A 20,353-nucleotide genomic window follows, 5' to 3' on the forward strand; every position below is an offset into this window, starting at 1 on the left:
ACGGCGCGCAGACGACCCGGGTTTTCACTGCCGCCCGGGCGGGCATCCTGACCAGGACGCCAAGGATGTCTCATCGTGAACAGGAGGATGGACAATGCCGAACTCGTCGATCAAGAACGAGAAGTTGTACAAGGACCTGCGCAAGCAGGGCGATTCCAAGGAAAAGGCGGCCCGGATCTCCAATGCGGCTGCCGCGCGGGGCAAGTCCTCGGTCGGGCGCAAGGGCGGCAAGTCTGGGTCGTATCAGGACTGGACCGTCCCGCAGCTGAAGAAGCGAGCGAAAGAGCTTGGTATGTCCGGCTATTCAAGCCTGACGAAGGACAAGCTGGTAGCAAAGCTGCGGAATCACTGATCCGTGAGGCCGAGCCGGTCGACCAACACGAGGAAGGCGACCGCGTAATCGTTGTCGGCGGTGCGCGCCCTGATTCGTTCCCAGTCCAGCCGTTCGCGGACCGCGCGCACGGCCGGCAATAGCCTGGCGAAGTCGCAATGATGCTCACCCAGGGAACGTAGTTGCTGGGTCAGCACCATCGTGGGCGGCAGCACAGGCATCCTGATGGCCAGCACATCGTGCTGCTCAGCGCAGTCCAGGACTGAGGCTTCCACCCGCACGCCGTTGACCCGGTGCAGCACGTCGACGACCGTATCGCCGGTGCGCGCCTTGAAGAGCCAATCCTCCGGGGGCCGCTCTACGGCGAACCCGGCATCGCTGAGGGTGGCCACGGCGTCGTCGACGTCGGCCTCGGCCACCACCAGATCCACATCGTGTGTGGGTTCGGGCGCGCCGTAGGCCCACAACGCGTAGCTGCCGGCCAACGCGAATCGAGGGCCGTTCTCCTTGAGCGCCGATGCTGCACAACGCAGCGCATCCCGCAGCTGTGTGCTGGACGCGGGGACGTCCAAGTGGGTCTCGGTAGGTGCCATGGTGCATAGGTCATACCCCGCCGGGGGCCGGTGCAACCTGCGCGGACACGGCGCCAGAGTTGGTAAGCCCGTTTAACTTGCGGTCATTTGGGAAAACCTGTCTGTTGTGTCAACCGCCTGGCCCCGCGCCTATGATGCCGCCGCCGTGGTCCCCGCTCACACTGAGCGGGGCGACACCGAACTCCGCCTCCGCACACCGGCGCGAACCCAGGAACAGGCGCCACACGGGTTCGATCACCGCCCCAGGCAACTGGGGAGATCGGCGGCGGGTGATTGCGTGTGACTGCGGGTCTTGTCAGGCACTGGCTCGAGTCGGGACGGCTCGAGCTGCCACAACCCGCCTCCGGGCGCACCGGCGAACGCTGGCAGCGCCTGGCGTCGCTGGCCGAGGAGAACATCGTCGCGGCCCGGGTCGCCGAAGCCCACGTCGACGCCGTCGCGATTCTTCACGAACTGGGCGGTAAACCCCCGGAATCCGGTCAGCTGTGGGGTGTTTGGGCTGCCGAAGCGCCAGACGCGGTGCTGACGGCCACCGACGTCAAGGGGGCGTTCACCCTGACGGGCACGAAGGTGTGGTGCTCGGGTGCGGGGTTTTGCACGCACGCGCTGGTGACCGCCCGCCTCGAAGACGGAACACCGGGCCTGTTCGCCGTGCAGGTGACCGACGCAAGCGTCAAGCCGCTGCCCAGCACCTGGTGGAACGCCGGAATGGCGGGTAGCGACACCAGACCGGTGCAGTTCACCAACACCCACGCCGTCGCCGTCGGCGATCCCGGCGACTATCTGAACAGGCCCGGCTTCTGGCACGGCGCCATCGGTGTGGCGGCCTGTTGGCTGGGCGGCGCACGCAGGGTCGCCGATCCCCTATACCGTTGCGCCCGAAGCAAATCCGCCGACGCATACTCGTTGGCACACCTCGGCGCCGTCGACGCCGCACTGGCAGCCAGCGACGCGATGCTGGCCGTGGCGGCCACACATGTCGACACCGACCCGTTCGACCGGACGGGCACCGCGCAACTGCTGGCCCGCCGGGTCCGCACGGTCGTGGAACACGCCGTCGACGAAGCCATCACCCGCACCGGCCGCGCGCTGGGACCGGGTCCGCTCTGCCAGGACGGACGGCACGCCCAGCGGGTCGCTGACTTGAGCATCTACATCCGGCAAAGCCACGCGGAGCGCGATCTCGCCGAGCTCGGGCAGCTCGCCGGCCGCCAACGCTGAGGGCGCCATGAGAACCGCGCCGATCAGCAATAGTGCCCGGTTCGTGGCCAAGCCGCTGACCCATGGCGGCACCCCGGCGCCGTTGTGGCTGGCCGCTTTTGAGCGCGGCCCCCTGCCGGCACTGGACCTGGCCGAGTGCCGGCGCCTGATCGTCGTGGCACCCCACCCGCACGACGAGACCCTGGGCCTGGGCGCGATGATCGCCCAACTCATCGCATCGGGCGTCGACGTCCGGGTGGTCTCGGTCAGCGATGGGGGTGCCGCCCAGCCCGGGACGACGCGGTCCGGCCGGATTCGCCTGTCGACGACCCGCCGATACGAAATACGCAGGGCTACGGGCGTTTTGGGCGCACCTCCCCCGGTGCGCCTGGGATTGCCCGACGGCGAACTGGCGAACCACGAGGATCGGGTCGCCCGCGCCCTCGCGGACATCTTGCGGTCGGCCGGGCCCGGCGCCTGGTGTGCCGCGACCTGGCGTGGGGACGGGCATCCCGACTACGAAGCCGTGGGACGCGCCGCCGCCGCGGCATGCGCGCGCACCGGCGTCGCGCTTCTGGAATACCCGGTCTGGATGTGGCACTGGGCCAGCCCGGCCGACCCCGCGGTGCCGTGGGGCCGCGCCCGCTCGGTCCCGGCACCCGGCTGGGCCATCAACCGCAAACGGCAAGCGGCGCAATGCTATCGGAGCCAGCTGCGGCCGGGCCGCGGTGAAACTCCGCCCGTACTGCCGCCCTTCGTCCTGCAGCGACTGCTCACCGTGGGTGAGGTGGTCTTCCGGTGAGCGCGCGGGGGCGCGTGACTGCGCGGGCCGGAAAGTGGGTAGGAGGGACCCTATGCGCGTCGCGACCTTCAACATCCTGCACGGCCGCACTGTCGGTGACGGGGTGGAAGTTCAGCGGCTGCGTGACTGTGTGCGGCGCCTCGACCCGGACGTGCTGAGCCTGCAAGAGGTCGACTGTGACCAGCCGCGCTCCGATCGCGCCGACCTCACCGCGGTGGCGGCCGAGGCGATGGGGGCCGTGGAGCACCGCTTCGTGGCGGCCATCTCCGGCACCCCCGGGGCGACGTGGATGGCTGCCACGGGTCAAGAGCAGCCCGGCACCGCGGCCTATGGAATCGCCTTGCTGTCGCGCTACCCGGTTGCCAGCTGGCAGGTGGTGCGGCTACCCCGCATTCCGATGCGCTTTCCGATGTATTTGCCCGGCCCCAACCGGGTGATGGTGGTCGACGAAGAGCCCAGGGCGGCGGTGATCGCGCAGCTACACACCCCGATGGGCGGGCTGACGGTGGCCAACACGCACCTGTCCTTCGTGCCGGGCTGGAATCGGCGTCAGCTGCGCCGGCTGGTAAACGACCTGCGCGGCTTCCCGGGCCCGCGGCTGCTGACCGGGGACCTCAACATGACACCCAAGGCCGTGCGCCGCTGGTCGGGCATGCGGGCGCTGGCCGCAGCCGCGACATTTCCCGCGGACGCCCCCGACCGTCAGCTGGATCACATCCTGACCGACGATCGCCGCCTGCGCGGCAGCGTTGTCGAGGCCGAGCCGATGGGGATTTCCGACCATCGGCCGCTGCTGGTCGACCTCGAACACGCGTGAGTGGCGCAGCGCTCAGGCGTGGTGGTGGCCGGCCCGGCCCGTGGCGCTCAGCCGGCGCCGGACACGCTCGATCTCACTCATCGAGGGCAGCTCGTCGGTGACCCTGGTGATTTCCACTCCGACATCGACATTGGTGATCGAACGACGGTCGGCGACAAGCAGCTTCCTCGCGATGGTCGTGACCTCGTCGTCGGACACCCGCCGCGGCAGCAGCGCCAGCAGCGGTGCGTAACCGAGCGCGGGCGCGCCGCGCGGGTAGCCCGCGCGCAGAAACGCGACAACGCTGCAGACCCGGTCGCTCAAACCCATCTCGCACCTCGCTCACCCACCGGCCGGCGGCCCTAGCCAGGAATAACCCGGCGCGGCGGTTTGAAACACCGCCGGTCCCGGGCGCAAAAAGGGGTCCGGCCCCGAACCGGGACCGGACCCCTGAACCAACGACTTACTGGTTCTTCTTCTGGCGCTCCTCGGCGGCCTCCGCACCGGCCCGGGCGGACTCGGCTTCGGCCTCCTTCTTGCCCGCGTCGCGCTGAGCGTCGGCCTTGTCCTGCTGGGCCTGACCCTCCTTGACCACGTCGTCACGGCCGAGGACGGCCCCGCCGACCTCTTTGACCTTGCCCTTCACGCCCTCGACGGCACCGGTGACGGCTTCCTGCGGTCCGCTCTTGTCATCCCCCATGGGTCGACCTCCCTTTGGTTACTGTGCAACTCGCTCCTACGGCGTTCCCGTCGGCCGACTCGTCAAACGCCCTGGACCATGTGCGCGCGATCACGGGAAGCGGGGCGCCGCGGAATTGGATGGTTTAAACCGCGATCGGCTGGGTAGTAATGAGCGCGACGGACGAAAGGGGTGAGGCGTCTGACCACCATCGCCGTGATCGGAGCGACGGGCACGGCCGGATCCCGCGTCGTCGCCAGGCTCAAGGCCCGCGACGTCGCGGTCGTCGAGGTTTCCCGCGCACACGGCGTCGACCTGCTCGACGGCGAGAGCCTGTATCGCGCGCTCGATGGCGTCGACGTCGCGATCGACGTGTCCAACCCCGCGGCCGACGACGGGCAGCCCAACTTCGCCCAGACGTTGGCCACCGCCGCCCGCAACGTCATGGGGGTGTGCGCAGCCCGGGGCGTCCAGCGTCTGGTGGTGTCGACGATGGCCGGCATCGACGATGCGGTGTTCGACGGGCTCGGATACTTCGAGGCAAAACGGGCGGCCAAAGGGATCCTGCTCGACGGTCCCGTCCCGACCACGGTCGTGAAGTCCACCCCGTGGTACGAATCCGCCACCGGCCCCGCGGGGCCGGTGAATTGTGATGGGGACGAGGTGATCGTCGAGGACTGGTTGGTCCAGCCCATCGCCGCCGACAGCGTCGCCGACGTACTCGTCGAGGCCGCCCTCGGCCAGACGCACACGCCGCGCACCATCACCGGTCCGGACACCATCCGGCTGCCCGAACTGACCACGAAAGTTCTTGCCCGGCAAGGCGACAGCCGTACGGTCCGGGCGGTGCAGCCTCGTGTGCCCGCGCTCGCCACGGGAGCGCTGCTGGCCGGCGAACGTGCGGTGGTCATCGGCCCCGGCGTGGAGTCCTGGCTGAGCTCGCTACCACCGGCGAGCACCAACGGTCACGCGAAGGACGGTGGCGGCGACGCGCACGCGTCGGTACACAGGCCGGACTTCTCCCGGGTCTGAGCGTCGGCGAATTCAGGGTCACGATTGCGTCACGATCTTTCTTGCGGTTGCTTAAGAACCGCCCAGTCTTCCGTAAGAATTCTCAGCCTTCCCGAGCGGATTTGATCGTTCGCTTAGTGAACGGGGGCGTTCCGTGGCGGTATCGGTCAGTTTATGTTCCTTCCGTTCGTCGCGAGCGAAAACGGCCACTTTCCACTTCCGCTACTTTGGATTTCGAGGATCGGGAGCCTCGGTCGAAGAAGTCAATTCGCAATTCTGAAGGACACAAAATCATGAAAATCAGCAGTATTGTCGCGCGCCGGCGTCTGGCCGGCATCAGTGCCGGCTGCCTGCTCGGGGGAATCACTCTGGGTCTCGTCGGCGCCCCGTCGGCGGCCGCGGCGCCCGACTGCAGCCCCGGCGGTGTCAACGCCACGGTTTCGTCCGTGCAGGGCTCGGCTGAGCAATACCTGGCCGCGCACCCAGGCGCCAACCAGGTGGTCACCGCCGCCTACGGCCAGCCGCGTCCCGAGGCCGAGTCGAACCTGCGGGGCTACTTCACGGCCCATCCGCAGGAGTACTACGACCTGCGTGGCATCCTGTCGCCGATCGGCGACACCGAACGGCAGTGCAACGTCAAGGCGCTGCCACCGACCCTGGAATCGGCCTACCAGGAGTTCATGGCCGGCTGATTCCGCTGCGATACAGAACCGACCCGCCACGACGCTGTGGCGGGTCGCTTCTTTGCAACGCGTGTGAACGGCAGCCGCGGCGGGTAATTGTCCAGTCAGCGAACGTAACTGGAGGGACATGATGCGGCTGCGTCGCAGCGTTCTGAGCAAGCCGGGCATCGCGCGCAAGCGTCGGGGCAAGGGCTTCGCGTATTACGGGCCCGACGGCGAACTCCTGTCGGACCCCGAAACCCTGCAGCGAATCAAAGAGTTGGTCATTCCGCCGGCCTGGAAAAACGTGTGGATCTCGCCGCATCCCAACGGGCACATTCAGGCCGTCGGCGTCGACGCCGCCGGCCGCCGGCAGTACCTGTACCACACCGCATGGCAGCAGGAGCGCGCCGAGGAGAAGTTCGACCGCGTCCTGGAACTGTCCACCCGGTTACCGCAGTGGCGCGCCGCCATCGCGAAAGACCTGACGCGCAGCGGTTTGACCCGCAAACGGGTGCTGGCGCTGGCATTGCGCCTGCTGGATCGCGGGTACTTCCGCGCCGGCGGGGAGCAATATGCCGAAGAGCACGAGTCGTACGGCCTGGCGACCCTGCAGTGCGATCACGTGGCGGTCCGGCGCGACGCGGTCGAATTCGACTTTCCCGCCAAGAGCGGCGTGCGGCGCACCGTGGAGATCGAGGACCCCGAAGTGGTCAGGGCGGTGCGCGCGTTGATGCGCCGGCCCAACCGTACAGAGCGGCTGCTGGTGTGCCGCAACGCATCCGGCTGGATAGACGTGCGATCCGACGACCTCAACGCCCGGTTCAAGGAGCTCGTCGGTAACGAATACACCGTGAAGGACCTGCGGACCTGGCACGGGACGGTGTTGGCCGCCACAGCGTTCGCCGACGCCGACCCGGCCGTTTCCCGCCGGGTGGCCAAACGCGTGGAATCCGCCGTCATGAAGGAGGTCGCCGAGGAGCTGGGCAATACCCCGGCGGTGGCCCGCGGTTCCTACGTCGACCCACGCGTCGTGACCGGCTACGAGCAGGGGCTCACGATCGCCGCCGCGACGCGGCGCGCCGAACGCGCCCGGGATCCCGACTCCGCCCAGGAGATCCTCGACAAGGCCACCCGGATGTTGATCCGGCGGGTGGCCAAGGGCCACAGCGCGTCCGAGTTGTCCGTCCTGCCCAAGAGCGCGTGAGCTCTCGGCACCTCGTGGCGGGCCGTATCCTTCGGGCCGAAACCGAAATTCATCGCCGCGGACACGGTTGCCTGGCAATCCGCTGAGAATCTCCGCGCGACGGCCGCGGACCGAATAACCACGGTGATTGCGGGTAACACCAATGGCTGTGGGAAGTGCCCTGGCGGCTCATTCACGCCAGGTTGCGGTCGAAACAGACGGCCGCGGGCCATCGCAGCAAACACGCGCCACCGTGACTCCTGCGGCTGCCCGGCGTACCTAGCGAATCTCATTCGAACCGTCTGTCTAGGAGGGACATCAATGGCCAAGCAAGAGGTCTCGGACTACCTATTGGAGCGATTGCGGGCATGGGGCGTCGAGCACGTGTTCGGCTATCCCGGTGACGGCATCAACGGGCTGCTCGCCGCGTGGGGTCGCGCAGACAACAAGCCGAAGTTCATCCAGTCGCGCCACGAGGAGATGAGCGCCTTCGAGGCGGTCGGCTACGCGAAATTCACCGGCCGGCTCGGTGTGTGCGTGGCCACTTCGGGGCCGGGAGCGATCCATCTGCTCAACGGCCTCTACGACGCCAAACTGGACCACGTTCCGGTGGTGGCCATCGTCGGGCAGACCAATCGCAGCGCCATGGGCGGCAACTACCAGCAGGAGGTCGACCTGCTGAATCTGTTCAAGGACGTCGCCAGCGACTACGTCCAAATGGTCACCGTCCCAGAGCAATTGCCCAATGTACTGGACCGCGCGATCCGCATCGCGATGACTCAGCGCGCGCCCACGGCGTTGATCATCCCCAGCGACGTGCAGGAATTGCCGTATTCGCCTCCCGAGCACGCGTTCAAGATGGTGCCCTCCAGCCTGGGCATCGAATACCCCGAGATCGCCCCGGATGACGGGGCCATCGCGCGCGCGGCCGAGATCCTCAATGCGGGCAAGAAGGTGGCCATCCTGGCGGGCACCGGTGCGCGCGGGGCGCACGAAGAGCTGGCCCAGGTCGCCGACCTCCTCGGGGCCGGCGCCGCCAAAGCGCTGCTGGGCAAGGACGTGCTGTCGGACGAATTGCCTTGGGTCACCGGCTCTATCGGCCTGCTGGGGACGCGGCCGAGCTACGAGCTGATGCGCGACTGCGACACGCTGCTCACGGTGGGATCCAGCTTCCCCTACACGCAGTTCCTGCCCGATTTCGGGCAGGCCCGCGCGGTGCAGATCGACGTCGACGGCCGGCTCATCGGGATGCGCTACCCGTACGAGGTCAACCTGGTCGCCGACGCCAAGACCGCGCTGCGGGCCCTGATTCCGCACCTGCGCCGCGAAGAAGACCGATCCTGGCGGAAAGAGATCGAGAAGAATGTGGCGCGCTGGTGGGAGACGATGGACAAGGAAGCGCACGTCAGCGCCGACCCCATCAACCCAATGCGCCTGTACTCCGAGCTCTCCCCCAAGCTGCCCGACGACGCCATCGTGACGGCCGACTCCGGATCGGCGGCCAACTGGTATGCGCGCAATCTGCGCTTCCGCGGCAACATGCGGGGTTCGCTGTCCGGCACCCTTGCCACCATGGGACCGGGTGTGCCGTACGCGATCGGTGCCAAATTCGGCCACCCGCGCCGGCCCGTCATCGCGTTCGTCGGCGACGGCGCCATGCAGATGAACGGCATGGCCGAGCTGATCACCATCAAGCGGTACTGGCAGGAGTGGGAGGATCCCCGGCTGATCGTCGCGATCCTGCACAACAACGACCTGAACCAGGTCACGTGGGAGATGCGCGCCATGGCGGGCTCACCGAAATTCCATGAATCCCAAGCGCTTCCGGATGTCGACTTCGCCGCGTTCGCGGCCGGCCTGGGCCTGAACGCAATGGCCGTCAAGGACCCGGACCAGCTCGAGGGCGCGTGGGGCAACGCGTTGTCGGCCGACCGTCCCACCGTGCTGGACGTCTTCACCGACCCCGACATGCCGCCCATCCCGCCGCACGCCACCTGGGATCAGTTCAAGGCGGCCACCACGGCGGTGCTTTCCGGCGACGAGGACCGCGTTGGCTTCGTCAAGGTCGGCCTGAAAACCAAGGCGCAGGAGTTCATGCCGCACAAGAAGGGATGAGCCGACGCCCGGTCAGCGTACGACTCCGGCTCGCGCGTTGCGCAGGTCGTCGACGAAGAGCCCGTAGGCCTCGTCGTGTCGATCGCTGCGGTCGCGCAACACCGCCGACGGATGCACCGTCGCCACCACGGTCGGCTCCGGCTCCACATCGACGATGGACGCGGGCAGCCGCACTTGCCGGCCCCGCTGGGCGGACACGCGAAAGTCGGCCCCCAGCAGGGATTGCGCGGCGGTCGCGCCGAGGCACACGATGACCTGCGGTCGCACGGCCTCGATCTCGGCGATGAGCCAGGGGCGGCAGGCGACCACCTCGGTGCGGCCGGGCTTTTGGTGGATCCGTCGTTTGCCGCCCTTGCGGGTGAACTTGAAATGTTTGACCGCGTTCGTCACATAAGCCACCCCCGGATCGATGCCGGCATCTTCGAGGGCCCGGTCGAGCAGTCGCCCGGCCGGGCCGACGAACGGCTCGCCCGCGAGGTCCTCCTGGTCGCCCGGCTGCTCACCCACCAACATGATGGGCGCTCCCGCGTTGCCGTTGCCGAACACCGTTTGGGTGGCATCGGCGAAAAGCGGGCAGCCGCGACAACATTCGGCCGCCGCTCGCAGCGAATCCAGTTCCCGCTCCTCGGGTAGATAGCGGTCGGCGCCCGGCGCCTTGGTCGCGGTCATGGTGTCCCCTTCGGCCGGGGCCGGGGTGCCCCACTCCCCCTCGAGTGGGGCACCCCGTGAGCCGGTGCTAGCCCTTGCCGACTATGGCGTCGCGGGCTCGGTCCAACATCGCCGCGAACGGTCCGGCGGCCAGGTTGGCCGTCTGCGACTCGACGCCGGCGTGCGGTCGGGTCGGCGCGATCGCCTCCGCGAGCTTGGCCGCGCGGCCCATCCGTTCGAGCTCATCGCCGCTCAATTCCTGGCCCAGCTTGGAGAACTCGTCGTGCTCCTCGTGCTCGGCGTGCTCGATGACCGCGTCGCGCAGTTGCGTCAGCAGCTGGGTGAACTCCGCGCTGTCCACGTCGAGCTTCTCCAGCTTCTGCAGGACCGTCTTGGCCTCATGCTCTTCGTGCAGTCGCTCGTCGACCACCGCGGCACCGTCGGAGAGCTTCCGCTTGGCCCGGGGGTGCACGATCTCCTCTTCGGCCGTTTCGTGGACGGCCAACAATCGCCGGAGTTCGACGAACGCCTTTTCGCGTTCTTTCCCGGACGCCGCCAGTGTTTCTGCGAACAACGACTTGATCTGCTGGTGTTGACTGACGAGAAAGTCGACCACATCGGTGGGCGACTTGATGGCGTTCTGAGCCATGGTGTCCTTCCCATCTCGGCTTGGTGCGCGGGCTGTTGCGCGCCTCTTTTCGGCTACCCGACGAAATCCGGCACCAAACGGGTACACCCGCGCACCAGTGGGTAGTTCCTCACCAGTCGCGAAATAAGGGAGAACGCTTGTGGCCACCGGTATCCGCGGTCGGGCGGCGATCCTCGGCGCACTGGTCGTGACGGCCGGCTGCGCGGCGCCGGGGGCGGCGCTGGAAGGCGAGCCCGACGTCGCGCTCTGGTCGGTCGCCGCGCCGTTGCGCGATCCGGTGTGGTCGTATCGGGCGCACGCCCTCGTCGGGCTCACCGGCGATCATCGGCTCGCCGAAGTCACCGCCGGCGATCGCCCGGGTGAGGCCAGGACGCGGTTGTCGGAGCCCATGGCGGTCGGGCGCAATCTGCAAATCAGCCAGAAGGACGACCGGATCGTGTTCGTGCCGCAGCCGGAGCGCGGCAGGGTCGCCGAGGTTGACCTCGAAAGTCTGCGCCAGGTCGGCGATTTCGACGCGGGACCCGCCCCGGCGTATCTGTCCGAGGATGCCGGGATGCGGACGCTGCTGGCGCTGTCGTCGGACGGCACGTCGGTGACACCGGTCGACCAGTACGGCTTCCGGAAGCTGCCCACCGCCCCGATCGCCGGTGATCGCGCGGACACCATCGACGGCGCGAACCGCGGCCGCGAGATCGATTACCACGTGTACGCGCCGTCGGGAATCCGGCATTACCAGGGGTCTTCGTCGCCCGCCGAGGAGCGCGGCTCGCTGCGGATGAACGTCGCCGTGTCGGCGGGTGACGGCGCCGCGGTGACGCGCAGCTACGTGGCCGGCCGCGACGACAGCACGCTGTACGCCGTGGATTCGCGCCGCGGCGGCGAGGGCTTGACGGTGCTGGCCAGCACCCGGCTGCCGTCCCCGATCCGCGAACTGGGCACCGACGACACCAGGGTCTACGCCGCCACGGACCACGAGGTGGTAGTGCTCGAGACGGCCAGCTTCACGGGCTTCCCGTCGCGCACGATCCCGGTCATCCGCGTCATCGGCTACCGGTCGGGACTGCCGCAGGCGGCCCAGACGGCGCCGCTGTCGGGCATCGCGATCGGCCCGCATCGGGTGTACCTGACCTTGGCCGACGCGCCCTATGTGGTCAGCGTCGCCAAGCCGCGGCTATGACGCTCCGCCGGATCGTCGGCTACATTGCGGGCAGGTGCGGCCGGTAAGGAGGCGCTGGCGTGACCGACCCGCAGGATTCGTATTGGCAGAACCCCTATACGTACGACCCGCTTGGCCGGGTCCCGCCCGCCCCAGTCGAGCCGCCGGTCTTCAAGCCGCCACCCCCACCGCCGTACCGCCCGCCCGTCAACGTGCTGGCGACGTTGTCGCTGGTGTTCGCGTTCGTGTTCGCGCCCGTCGGAGCGATCCTGGGACACGCCGGGCTGGCGCAGATCCGCCGCACCGGCGAGCTCGGCCGCGACCGCGCCCGCGCGGGGCTGGCGCTGTCGTATGCGTTCATCGCCGTCACGGTGGTCGCGCTGATCGCGTGGGCCACGCTGGGCGGCGCCCCGTCCACCCAGACCGCGGCGCCGGCTACCACCCCCACCAGCGCGGCGGCCCCGGCGCCGCCGGGACCGGTCGCGCCCGACGCCCTGGCCGCGCTCCTGCCGGGCGCCGACGCCCTGAAGAGCCTCACCACCGACGAGAACATCGAGGCGGGCCAGACGTGGGACAACATGGGTCGCTCCAGCGCAGAAGGGGCGATCGACCGGCCGGAATGTTGGGGCAGCGTCGCCCCCGGCACGCCGGACGCCTATAGCGGCGCCGGCGTCACGGGCTACCGCGCGGCGGAGTTCCGGGACTCGCGCAGCTTTCTCAAGTCGACTCAGGTCATCGAGGCCGTGGTGGCCTTCCACGACCCGGCGGCGGCCCAAGCGCAGCTCGAGGCGTTGCTGTCGGGATGGCGCCGATGCGGCGGCTTGACCGTGACGCTGACACCGGCCAACGGGGAGGCTCTCCCATTTGCGGTGGGCGAGCCCGCCGACGCCCCCAACGGCATCACCACGGTGGACCTCGCGCCCAGGGGCCTGCAGATCCGCTCGGCCCGGGCGATCGCGGCCAAGGCCAACGTCATCGTCGACCTGATGGTGTCCTGCAGCGGCACGACGGACAGCGGCCAACCGCGGCTGGCCGGGGTGGGCATCGCCAACTACGTGCTGGGCAAGGTCCCTGGCTAGGGTGGGCACATGAAGTATCTCGACGTCGACGGAGTGGGCCGGGTCAGCCGAATCGGTTTGGGCACCTGGCAGTTCGGGTCACGCGAGTGGGGCTACGGCGAGGGTTATGCCTCGGGCGCCGCGCGTGACATCGTGCGCCGCGCCCGCGCCCTGGGGGTGACGCTGTTCGACACCGCCGAGGTGTACGGGCTGGGCAAGAGCGAGCGGATCCTCGGCGAGGCGCTCGGCGACGAGCGCGCCGACGTCGCGGTGGCCAGCAAGATCATGCCGGTCGCGCCCTTCCCCGCCGTGATCAAGCAGCGCGAGCGCGCCAGCGCGCGGCGGCTGGGGCTGGATCGCATCCCGCTGTATCAGATCCACCAGTCCAACCCGTTGGTGCCCGACACGGTGATCATGCCGGGAATGCGAGACCTGCTCGACAGCGGCAAGATCGGCGCGGTCGGCGTCTCCAACTACTCGCTCGAGCGGTGGCGGAAGGCCGACGCGGCGCTCGGCCGGCCGGTCGTGAGCAATCAGGTGCACTTCTCGCTGGCACACGCCGGGGCGCTGGAGGACCTGGTGCCCTTCGCGGAGCGGGAGAACCGCATCGTGATTGCCTACAGCCCGCTCGAACAGGGCCTGCTGGGCGGGAAATACGGCCTGGACAACCGTCCCGGCGGCATTCGGGCGCTGAACTCGCTGTTCGGCACCGAGAACCTGCGCCGCGTCGAGCCGCTGCTGCAGACGCTGCGCGACGTCGCGACCACGGTCGGCGCCAAGCCGGCTCAGGTGGCGCTGGCCTGGCTGATCAGTTATCCGGGCGTGGTCGCCATCCCCGGCGCGTCCAGCGTCGAGCAGCTTGAGTTCAACGTCGCCGCCGCTGACATCGAGCTGCCCCCGGATGCGCGCGAGGCGCTCACCGGGGCGGCCCGCGCCTTCCGGCCGACCTCGGCCGGCCGCTTCCTGACCGACCTGGTCCGCGAGAAGCTGGGCCGCTAGAGCGACGGCGCCGACCCGCCGCGCCCGGCTCCGCCGCGCTGCTAGGACTGCGCGGAATCCGCGAACGCGGCGGGGCTGGCGGGCGCACCCCTGGCCACCACCACTGGCATCGAGGTCGCGGCGTTCGTCCGCAGGATCGTGTGCACCACGTCGACGAGGTCCTCGACCGGCATCAGCTTGCCGGGCATGCATCCGCGGGACGCCCACAGCGGCACGGCCTTCATGGCGAGGTCCATGTCCCAGCCGATGTTCATACCCGTGGCCGCATCGCCCTCGCCACCCGGGCATTCCCCCACGATGAAGGTGGTGAAGCCGATGTCGGGGTGTTCGGCCCGCCATGCGTCGACCATGCGCTCGAGGGCCGCCTTGCTGACCCCGTACGCACCCAGGCCCGGCCACGGCGGCCCGAACGTGCCCGCGTCGGAGGACAGGTAGACCGCTTTGCCCGCGGAGACCGTCAAGTGCGGCACCGCCGCAGCCGTCACCAGCGCCGCGCCGATGACGTTGGTGTCGAAGATGCGCCGCCAGGTCGCGGCGTCCGTGTCCACCATCCGGACCAATGGACCGACGGCGGGGGTGTAGACGATGTTGTCGATGCCACCCAGGGCGTCGGCGGCGGCGGCGATCGCGGACCGGCACGACGCCTCGTCCGTGACGTCGCATTCGATGGCGATCGCGCCCGGGCCGGCGTCCTTGGCCGCCGCCTCGATGCGCTCGCGGCGCCGGGCCAGCAGCGCGACCTGGTCGCCGCGCTGGGCGAGGCCGACGCCGATGCAGCGACCGAGTCCGCTCGAGGCGCCCACCACCACTGTCCTTGACATATTTGCCCTCTCTTGTAACGAGCTGCCGTCGGCAAAAACCTACCGGATATCACCCGTCGGAGGGCGAGGGCTCGGCTACTTAGTTGCGAACGACGGTGTTCCGGTCCCCGAGCTTGGCCCGATACATGGCCGCGTCCGCCCGGGCGGTGATCAGGTCGACGGACTCGCCGGGCATGGCGAGCGTGGCGCCGATGCTCAGCGTCGCAGATAACCACTTCCCGGATACATCAATGGGTTCGGCGGCACGACGGCGAATCTTCTCGGCGATCTGGGCGAGCTCGTCGACGCTGTGGATGTCGGGCAGCAGGACGAGTATCTCGTCGCCCCCCATCCGGCCCACCGTGTCACCCCCGCGCACGCTTCCACGGATCCTTGCGGCAAGGGTTGCCAGCACACAGTCGCCCACGCCGTGGCCCCAGGTGTCGTTGATTTGCTTGAAGCGGTCGACGTCGCAGAACAACACCCCGACATACGATCCGAGCGGCCGCGGCTTCTGCATCGCGGCCTCGAATCGGCTGATGGCCTCGGCCCGGTTCACCAGCCCGGTAAGGGTGTCGAACCGTGCCATCCGTTCCAGCCGCCGCTCCGCCTCCACCTGCTCGTCGATGATGCGCACCGCGGCGATCAGGCCATCGGTGTTGCCCTCGGCGTCGACGTACGGCTTCCCGTGCCCCTCGACCCAGTGGTAATTGCCGTCGGCGGAGCGCACGCGAAACCGGTGCAGGACCGATTCGCCTGCGGTGACCTTTCCCAGCGCACTGATGACCGCCTCGAGGTCGCGCGGGTGGATGTGGCGGTCGAAATCCGAGCCGGTCCAACCCTGCGGCGACCGGCCCAACGCCGCCTCCACGGACGGCGAGATCCACACAACCTCAGCGCCGCGCAGGTGCACGATGATGTCGACCGCGTTGTCGGCGAGGATACGATAGCGCATCTCGGCGTCGGCGCGTTCCTTACTGACCAGCTCCTGCTCGATCAACAGCTTCTGCTCGCGCTGGATGAAGAAGAACGTGATCGCCCCGACGATGGCGGTGCCGAGCAGTACCGAGAAGGTCCATTCCGCCTGCTGGCCCAGACCGAGCCGCAGAAAGAACGGCCTCGACAGCGCGACGACGACCGGAAAGCCGGCGAGGATGCCCACCAACCGAAGAAGTGACTTCCGGTCCGGTCGGGCGAGCAGCCAGGCGACCGGAGACCGGTCGGGGCGCGCCAGCGACGTCGCGGCGGCAAGCAGCAGCAGAGCCACGGCCGTCATGAACGCCTGGCCGGTCGAAGGCGAGAAGCCCACCAGCGCCAAAGCGCCGAACATGTAGGCCCCGACCGTGACGAACGGGGTGGCCCCGCCGGCCGCCATGCATGCGAGCCAGGCCAAACGCGTCCCCCGATCGACGCGGATCAGGGCGACGGCGGCCGCCAGGGGCAGGACCGACGCCGCCGTCTGCGCGCTGGGACGCCCGGGCCAGGTCTGTTGCGACGTGCGAACCGCGTCCCCGAACCACGTCAGGTCCAGGGCGGTCGATGGACCGCCGGTGGCGTACTCCAAGAGGGTCACGCCGGCAAGCGCGCCCACCAGCATGGCGAGGCCACGGCCGGCCCACACTCGTCCCCTCGACGGGCGGCCCGACTGGGCCAGGATCGCCGTGCCCAGCGCCGCCAGCCACAACGCGGTCCACGGCATCATCTGCGGCCAGGTCGCATTGATCCGGGTCAGCCGGTCGACGCCGGTCGCCCAACCCAGCCAGGACAGCGTCGCGATGACAAACACCACCGCCAAGGCGATCCGTCTGCACCAGGCCACGTCGTTCAGGCACGCGTCGGGGCTGGGCCTCTCCATCGGCTGCCCCTTCCTTCCCCCGCGGCGGCGCAACCGACAGTGTGCGGGAGTAGGAAACCGATGTCTGGGGGCAAAAGGTCACCACTCTCGCGGCGAAGGTCACCGATGCGCGTCAGCCTCCGTCGGGGGCTTGCAACACCACGGCGGTATGCGCGTCCACGGTGAGCGTCCCTCCCCCGGGCACCTCCTCCGCGGGCGTCTCCTCCTCCGGGCCGGTGAACACCACGAGTTGCCAGGCGGCGCCGAATTCCTTTGGCGGCAGGGTGAACTCGATCGGCTCGTAATGGGCGTTGAAGCAGAGCAGGAACGAGTCGTCGAACACCCGCTGCCCCCGCGCGTCGCGGTCCGGGATGCCGTGCCCGTTGAGGAACACCGCGACGGACTTCGCGAATCCGGCGCCCCAGTCCTCCTCGGTCATCTCGGCGCCCTCGGGGGTGAACCAGGCGATGTCGGGCAACCCGTCCTGGCCGCGGCGGCCCAGCGGCTTGCCGGAGAAGAACCGGCGCCGCCGGAAGACCGGATGGTTGGCGCGTAGGGCCGACACCACGCGGGTGAATTCCAGCAGGCCGTTATCGGCCTTGGACCAGTCGATCCAGGTGAGCTCGTTGTCCTGGCAGTAGCCGTTGTTGTTGCCGTTCTGCGTGCGGCCCAGCTCGTCGCCGTGACAGATCATCGGCACCCCCTGCGACAGCAGCAGCGTGGTGAGGAAGTTGCGCTGTTGGCGGGCGCGCAGCGCGTTGACGCCCGGGTCGTCGGTGGGCCCCTCCGCGCCGCAGTTCCAGGACCGGTTGTGGCTTTCGCCGTCGTTGTTGTCCTCGCCGTTTGCCTCGTTGTGTTTCTCGTTGTAGGACACCAGGTCTCGCAGCGTGAACCCGTCGTGGGCGATGACGAAGTTGATCGAGGCCACCGGCCGGCGCGCGGTGTGCTCGTACAGGTCGGCCGACCCGGACAGCCGGTAGGCGAACTCGTCGAGGGTCGACGGCTCGCCGCGCCAGAAGTCCCGGACCGCGTCGCGGTATTTGCCGTTCCATTCGGTCCACTGCGGCGGGAAATTGCCGACCTGGTAACCGCCCGGGCCGACGTCCCACGGCTCGGCGATCAGCTTGACCTGGCTAACCGTCGGATCCTGTTGCACCAGTTCGAAGAACGTGGCCAGCCGGTCCACGTCGTAGAACTCGCGGGCCAGCGTCGAGGCGAGGTCGAAGCGGAAGCCGTCGACGTGCATCTCGGTCACCCAGTAGCGCAACGAGTCCATGATCAGCTGCAGGGCGTGCGGGTGCCCGACGTTGAGGCTGTTGCCCGTCCCGGTGTAGTCCATGTAGTAGCGCTTGTCGTCGTCGACCAGCCGGTAGTACGCGGCGTTGTCGATGCCGCGCATGGACAGCGTCGGGCCCATGTGGTTGCCCTCGGCCGTGTGGTTGTAGACGACGTCGAGGATGACCTCGATGCCGGCCTCGTGCAGGGCGCGGACCATGGCCTTGAACTCCTGCACCTGACCGCCCGGCGACGTCGAACTGGAGTACTTGAAATCGGGCGCGAAGAACCCGATCGTGTTGTACCCCCAGTAGTTCGACAGGCCCTTGTCCACCAGGGTGGAGTCGTTGGCGAAGTGGTGCACCGGCATCAGCTCGATGGCCGTGACGCCGAGGTCCTTGAGGTGGTCGATGATCACCGGGTGCGCGACGCCCGCGTAGGTGCCGCGCAGCTGCTCGGGGATGTCGGGGTGGGTCTGCGTCAGGCCCTTGACGTGCGCCTCGTAGATGACCGTGTCGGCGTATTGGTGGTCTGGCGGCCGGTCGTTGCCCCAGTCGAAGTAGGGGCTGATCACCACCGACTTGGGCATGAACGTGGCCGAGTCGTCGTCGTTGCGGCTCTCGGGGTCGCCGAAGTTATAGCTGAACAGGGCCTGGTTCCACTCGAACGACCCGTCGATGGCCTTCGAATACGGGTCCACCAGCAGCTTGTTCGGGTTGCACCGCAGGCCGTTCTGCGGGTCGTACGGGCCGTGCACGCGGTAGCCGTAGCGTTGGCCGGGTTCGATGTTGGGGATGTAGGCGTGCCAGATGTAGCCGTCGACCTCGGGCAGCGGGACCCGGCTCTCGGTGCCGTCGGCGTCGAACAGGCACAGCTCCACCCGCTCGGCCACTTCGCTGAAGACGGCGAAATTGGTGCCTGCCCCGTCGTAGGTGGCGCCAAGGGGGTAGGCGCGGCCCGGCCACACCTCTCCGGTGGGCGTGGGGGCGGAGGCTTCTGCGGATGTCATGGCGCAATCAATACCCTACCGGGGACTCCCCCAAACGGTGGGCCGGAAGGCCTTGCGGCTAAACGATTTTCAAGGCCGTAACACGACCTTCACCGCCCCGTCCTGCTTCTTCTGGAAAATGTCGTAGGCGTGCGGGGCCTGGTCGAGGGGCAGCACGTGCGACGCGAAGGTGTCGACGCCGAGCGGGTCGTCGTCGGTGAGCAGCGGCATGATGTCGTCCACCCACCGCTTCACGTTCGCCTGGCCCATCCGCAGGGTCACCTGCTTGTCGAACAAAGTGAGCATCGGCAGCGGGTCGGCCATCCCGCCGTACACGCCGATCAGCGATATCGTGCCGCCGCGGCGCACGATGTCGATAGCGGAGTACAGGGCACTGAGCCGGTCCACACCGGCGGTCTGCATCAGCCGCTTGCCAATGAAGTCGGGCAACATGCCGGTGGCTTGCTGGGCCAGTTTGGCCGCCGGTGAACCGTGCGCTTCCATGCCCACCGCATCGATGACCGAGTCGGAGCCTCGCCCGTCGGTCAGGTCCCGGATCGCCTCCCCGAGTGGCGAGTCGAGCCGGCCCAAGTCGATGGTGTGGATGCCGCGCTGCGCGGCACGTCCGAGGCGTTCGGCCACCAGGTCCACGGCGATCACCCGATAGCCGAGGTGATCGGCGATGCGCGCGGCCATGTCGCCGATCGGGCCCAAGCCGAGCACGGTGACCGTGCCGCCGTCCGGGATGTCGGCGTAGGCCACCGCCTGCCAGGCCGTCGGCAGCACGTCGGACAGGTAGACGAACCGCGAATCCGGCGGCCCGACAGGGACTTTGATGTGGGTGAACTGCGCCTGCGGGACGCGCAACAGCTCGGCCTGGCCACCGGGGACCTCGCCGTAGAGCTCCGAGTAGCCGAACAGCGCGGCCCCCATGCCCTGATCACGCACCTGCGTGGTTTCGCATTGGGTGTAGAGCTGCTTGTCGCACATGTAGCAAGTGCCGCAAGAGATTTGGAAGGGGATGACGACCCGGTCCCCGACCCGCAGGTCACCCGTTTCACCCCCGACCTCGCGCACGATTCCCATGGGTTCGTGTCCAAGGATGTCCCCGGGCTTCATGAAGGCCCCGAGGATCTCATAGAGGTGCAGGTCGGACCCGCAGATATTGGTCGACGTGACTTCGATGATGGCGTCGGTGGGTTGCTCGATCTTCGGGTCGGGCACCGACTCCACCCGCACGTCGCGCTTGCCGTGCCACGTGACAGCCTTCATGTGGGAAGCGCATACCCGTCTCGCGGCCCCCGAAACGCCGCTTTAGCGGCACCGGCGTTTGAGCGGATGCTCGCTGTCGATCAACGAGTTCGCGATGTTGGTGAGGAAGGCTTGCTGCGCACCGGCCCCGCATGCACGTATTGCGTTGCTATTAAACATTTTTGGGGGCCCTCGCTGTGGTTGTTCCAGTGAAACCACGACGGGTGGCCCCCGACCCGCCGGGCCCCCCGTCGTAGAGGGGGATTGGTGACCTCGATAGTGATCGTTGGCAGCGGCTTCACCGGATTCACCTGCGCGGG

20 protein-coding genes are annotated in these 20,353 nt (G+C 68.5%); 11 read left to right on the plus strand and 9 right to left on the minus strand.

What is annotated here, in order from left to right:
* Positions 1–94 precede the first annotated feature (94 nt).
* Positions 95–352, plus strand: a complete 258-nt coding sequence (locus A5756_RS02980) for a hypothetical protein (protein WP_007168278.1) — start codon at positions 95–97, stop codon at positions 350–352.
* Here A5756_RS02980 and A5756_RS02985 read toward each other — a convergent pair.
* A complete protein-coding gene (locus A5756_RS02985; RefSeq protein ID WP_066946703.1) occupies positions 346–924 on the minus strand; it encodes a hypothetical protein in 579 nt (192 codons plus the stop codon). The genes A5756_RS02980 and A5756_RS02985 overlap by 7 nt on opposite strands.
* Positions 925–1,203: 279 nt before the next feature.
* Here A5756_RS02985 and A5756_RS02990 point away from each other — a divergent pair, with 279 nt between their 5' ends.
* Genes A5756_RS02990 through A5756_RS03000 form a run of 3 tightly spaced genes read left to right on the plus strand, consistent with a single transcriptional unit; the run spans position 1,204 to position 3,743 of the window.
* Positions 1,204–2,145: an acyl-CoA dehydrogenase gene (locus A5756_RS02990; protein WP_066946707.1), complete on the plus strand. Its 942-nt coding sequence runs from the start codon at positions 1,204–1,206 to the stop codon at positions 2,143–2,145.
* Positions 2,146–2,152: 7 nt separating this feature from the next.
* The gene (locus tag A5756_RS02995) at positions 2,153–2,926 is read left to right on the plus strand and encodes a PIG-L deacetylase family protein (protein ID WP_066946711.1); all 774 of its coding nucleotides are present in this window, start codon (positions 2,153–2,155) and stop codon (positions 2,924–2,926) included.
* Positions 2,927–2,978: 52 nt separating this feature from the next.
* Positions 2,979–3,743 carry an endonuclease/exonuclease/phosphatase family protein gene (locus A5756_RS03000; RefSeq protein ID WP_066946715.1) on the plus strand — a complete coding sequence of 255 codons (765 nt, stop codon included), beginning with the start codon at positions 2,979–2,981 and terminating at the stop codon, positions 3,741–3,743.
* Positions 3,744–3,755: 12 nt separating this feature from the next.
* On the opposite strand, the gene A5756_RS03005 is transcribed toward A5756_RS03000, so the two are convergent.
* Entirely contained in the window at positions 3,756–4,052 is a 297-nt protein-coding gene (locus A5756_RS03005) for a DUF3349 domain-containing protein (RefSeq protein ID WP_066946720.1), read from the minus strand.
* Positions 4,053–4,185: 133 nt separating this feature from the next.
* Complete coding sequence (locus tag A5756_RS03010; RefSeq protein WP_066946725.1) at positions 4,186–4,422, minus strand: general stress protein CsbD; 237 nt, start codon at positions 4,420–4,422, stop codon at positions 4,186–4,188.
* A gap of 171 nt (positions 4,423–4,593) precedes the next feature.
* Here A5756_RS03010 and A5756_RS03015 point away from each other — a divergent pair, with 171 nt between their 5' ends.
* The 4 genes from A5756_RS03015 to A5756_RS03030 all read left to right on the plus strand — a co-directional run bounded on the left by A5756_RS03015 (position 4,594) and on the right by A5756_RS03030 (position 9,375).
* Positions 4,594–5,433: an SDR family oxidoreductase gene (locus A5756_RS03015; protein WP_066946728.1), complete on the plus strand. Its 840-nt coding sequence runs from the start codon at positions 4,594–4,596 to the stop codon at positions 5,431–5,433.
* Positions 5,434–5,705: 272 nt separating this feature from the next.
* Positions 5,706–6,104 carry a heme-binding protein gene (locus A5756_RS03020; RefSeq protein WP_066946731.1) on the plus strand — a complete coding sequence of 133 codons (399 nt, stop codon included), beginning with the start codon at positions 5,706–5,708 and terminating at the stop codon, positions 6,102–6,104.
* A 121-nt stretch (positions 6,105–6,225) separates the two neighbouring features.
* On the plus strand, positions 6,226–7,281 hold the full coding sequence (locus tag A5756_RS03025) for a DNA topoisomerase IB (RefSeq protein WP_066946817.1): 1,056 nt from the start codon (positions 6,226–6,228) through the stop codon (positions 7,279–7,281).
* Between the two features lie 300 nt (positions 7,282–7,581).
* The gene (locus A5756_RS03030) at positions 7,582–9,375 is read left to right on the plus strand and encodes a thiamine pyrophosphate-requiring protein (RefSeq protein ID WP_066946735.1); all 1,794 of its coding nucleotides are present in this window, start codon (positions 7,582–7,584) and stop codon (positions 9,373–9,375) included.
* Positions 9,376–9,387: 12 nt separating this feature from the next.
* On the opposite strand, the gene A5756_RS03035 is transcribed toward A5756_RS03030, so the two are convergent.
* The gene (locus tag A5756_RS03035; RefSeq protein WP_066946739.1) at positions 9,388–10,044 is read right to left on the minus strand and encodes a UdgX family uracil-DNA binding protein; all 657 of its coding nucleotides are present in this window, start codon (positions 10,042–10,044) and stop codon (positions 9,388–9,390) included.
* 67 nt (positions 10,045–10,111) lie between these two features.
* The gene (locus A5756_RS03040) at positions 10,112–10,672 is read right to left on the minus strand and encodes a hemerythrin domain-containing protein (protein WP_066946742.1); all 561 of its coding nucleotides are present in this window, start codon (positions 10,670–10,672) and stop codon (positions 10,112–10,114) included.
* Positions 10,673–10,811: 139 nt separating this feature from the next.
* Here A5756_RS03040 and A5756_RS03045 point away from each other — a divergent pair, with 139 nt between their 5' ends.
* From A5756_RS03045 to A5756_RS03055, 3 genes are read left to right on the plus strand one after another with little or no spacing between them, the layout of a single operon-like run.
* On the plus strand, positions 10,812–11,849 hold the full coding sequence (locus A5756_RS03045) for a hypothetical protein (protein ID WP_066946746.1): 1,038 nt from the start codon (positions 10,812–10,814) through the stop codon (positions 11,847–11,849).
* Between the two features lie 59 nt (positions 11,850–11,908).
* Positions 11,909–12,907: a sensor domain-containing protein gene (locus A5756_RS03050; RefSeq protein WP_066946749.1), complete on the plus strand. Its 999-nt coding sequence runs from the start codon at positions 11,909–11,911 to the stop codon at positions 12,905–12,907.
* Between the two features lie 9 nt (positions 12,908–12,916).
* Positions 12,917–13,885 (plus strand): aldo/keto reductase, encoded by a 969-nt coding sequence (locus A5756_RS03055; RefSeq protein WP_066946752.1) that lies wholly within the window; start codon positions 12,917–12,919, stop codon positions 13,883–13,885.
* A 41-nt stretch (positions 13,886–13,926) separates the two neighbouring features.
* On the opposite strand, the gene A5756_RS03060 is transcribed toward A5756_RS03055, so the two are convergent.
* The 4 genes from A5756_RS03060 to A5756_RS03075 all read right to left on the minus strand — a co-directional run bounded on the left by A5756_RS03060 (position 13,927) and on the right by A5756_RS03075 (position 20,054).
* Positions 13,927–14,694 (minus strand): SDR family oxidoreductase, encoded by a 768-nt coding sequence (locus A5756_RS03060; protein ID WP_082959172.1) that lies wholly within the window; start codon positions 14,692–14,694, stop codon positions 13,927–13,929.
* 91 nt (positions 14,695–14,785) lie between these two features.
* Positions 14,786–16,540 carry a sensor domain-containing diguanylate cyclase gene (locus tag A5756_RS03065; protein ID WP_066946764.1) on the minus strand — a complete coding sequence of 585 codons (1,755 nt, stop codon included), beginning with the start codon at positions 16,538–16,540 and terminating at the stop codon, positions 14,786–14,788.
* 112 nt (positions 16,541–16,652) lie between these two features.
* Entirely contained in the window at positions 16,653–18,803 is a 2,151-nt protein-coding gene (gene glgX, locus A5756_RS03070) for a glycogen debranching protein GlgX (RefSeq protein WP_066946768.1), read from the minus strand.
* 69 nt (positions 18,804–18,872) lie between these two features.
* The gene (locus A5756_RS03075) at positions 18,873–20,054 is read right to left on the minus strand and encodes a zinc-dependent alcohol dehydrogenase (RefSeq protein WP_066946774.1); all 1,182 of its coding nucleotides are present in this window, start codon (positions 20,052–20,054) and stop codon (positions 18,873–18,875) included.
* Positions 20,055–20,353: the final 299 nt, after the last annotated feature.

The organism is Mycobacterium sp. 852002-53434_SCH5985345, assembly GCF_001667155.1.
Classification (GTDB): domain Bacteria; phylum Actinomycetota; class Actinomycetes; order Mycobacteriales; family Mycobacteriaceae; genus Mycobacterium.

Coding starts and splice junctions, on each gene's coding strand:
- A5756_RS02980 (WP_007168278.1), top strand. CDS start 95: ATGCCGAACTCGTCGATCAAGAACGAGAAGTTGTACAAGGACCTGCGC.
- A5756_RS02985 (WP_066946703.1), bottom strand. CDS start 924: ATGGCACCTACCGAGACCCACTTGGACGTCCCCGCGTCCAGCACACAG.
- A5756_RS02995 (WP_066946711.1), top strand. CDS start 2,153: ATGAGAACCGCGCCGATCAGCAATAGTGCCCGGTTCGTGGCCAAGCCG.
- A5756_RS03000 (WP_066946715.1), top strand. CDS start 2,979: ATGCGCGTCGCGACCTTCAACATCCTGCACGGCCGCACTGTCGGTGAC.
- A5756_RS03005 (WP_066946720.1), bottom strand. CDS start 4,052: ATGGGTTTGAGCGACCGGGTCTGCAGCGTTGTCGCGTTTCTGCGCGCG.
- A5756_RS03010 (WP_066946725.1), bottom strand. CDS start 4,422: ATGGGGGATGACAAGAGCGGACCGCAGGAAGCCGTCACCGGTGCCGTC.
- A5756_RS03020 (WP_066946731.1), top strand. CDS start 5,706: ATGAAAATCAGCAGTATTGTCGCGCGCCGGCGTCTGGCCGGCATCAGT.
- A5756_RS03025 (WP_066946817.1), top strand. CDS start 6,226: ATGCGGCTGCGTCGCAGCGTTCTGAGCAAGCCGGGCATCGCGCGCAAG.
- A5756_RS03030 (WP_066946735.1), top strand. CDS start 7,582: ATGGCCAAGCAAGAGGTCTCGGACTACCTATTGGAGCGATTGCGGGCA.
- A5756_RS03035 (WP_066946739.1), bottom strand. CDS start 10,044: ATGACCGCGACCAAGGCGCCGGGCGCCGACCGCTATCTACCCGAGGAG.
- A5756_RS03040 (WP_066946742.1), bottom strand. CDS start 10,672: ATGGCTCAGAACGCCATCAAGTCGCCCACCGATGTGGTCGACTTTCTC.
- A5756_RS03055 (WP_066946752.1), top strand. CDS start 12,917: ATGAAGTATCTCGACGTCGACGGAGTGGGCCGGGTCAGCCGAATCGGT.
- A5756_RS03065 (WP_066946764.1), bottom strand. CDS start 16,540: ATGGAGAGGCCCAGCCCCGACGCGTGCCTGAACGACGTGGCCTGGTGC.
- glgX (WP_066946768.1), bottom strand. CDS start 18,803: ATGACATCCGCAGAAGCCTCCGCCCCCACGCCCACCGGAGAGGTGTGG.
- A5756_RS03075 (WP_066946774.1), bottom strand. CDS start 20,054: ATGAAGGCTGTCACGTGGCACGGCAAGCGCGACGTGCGGGTGGAGTCG.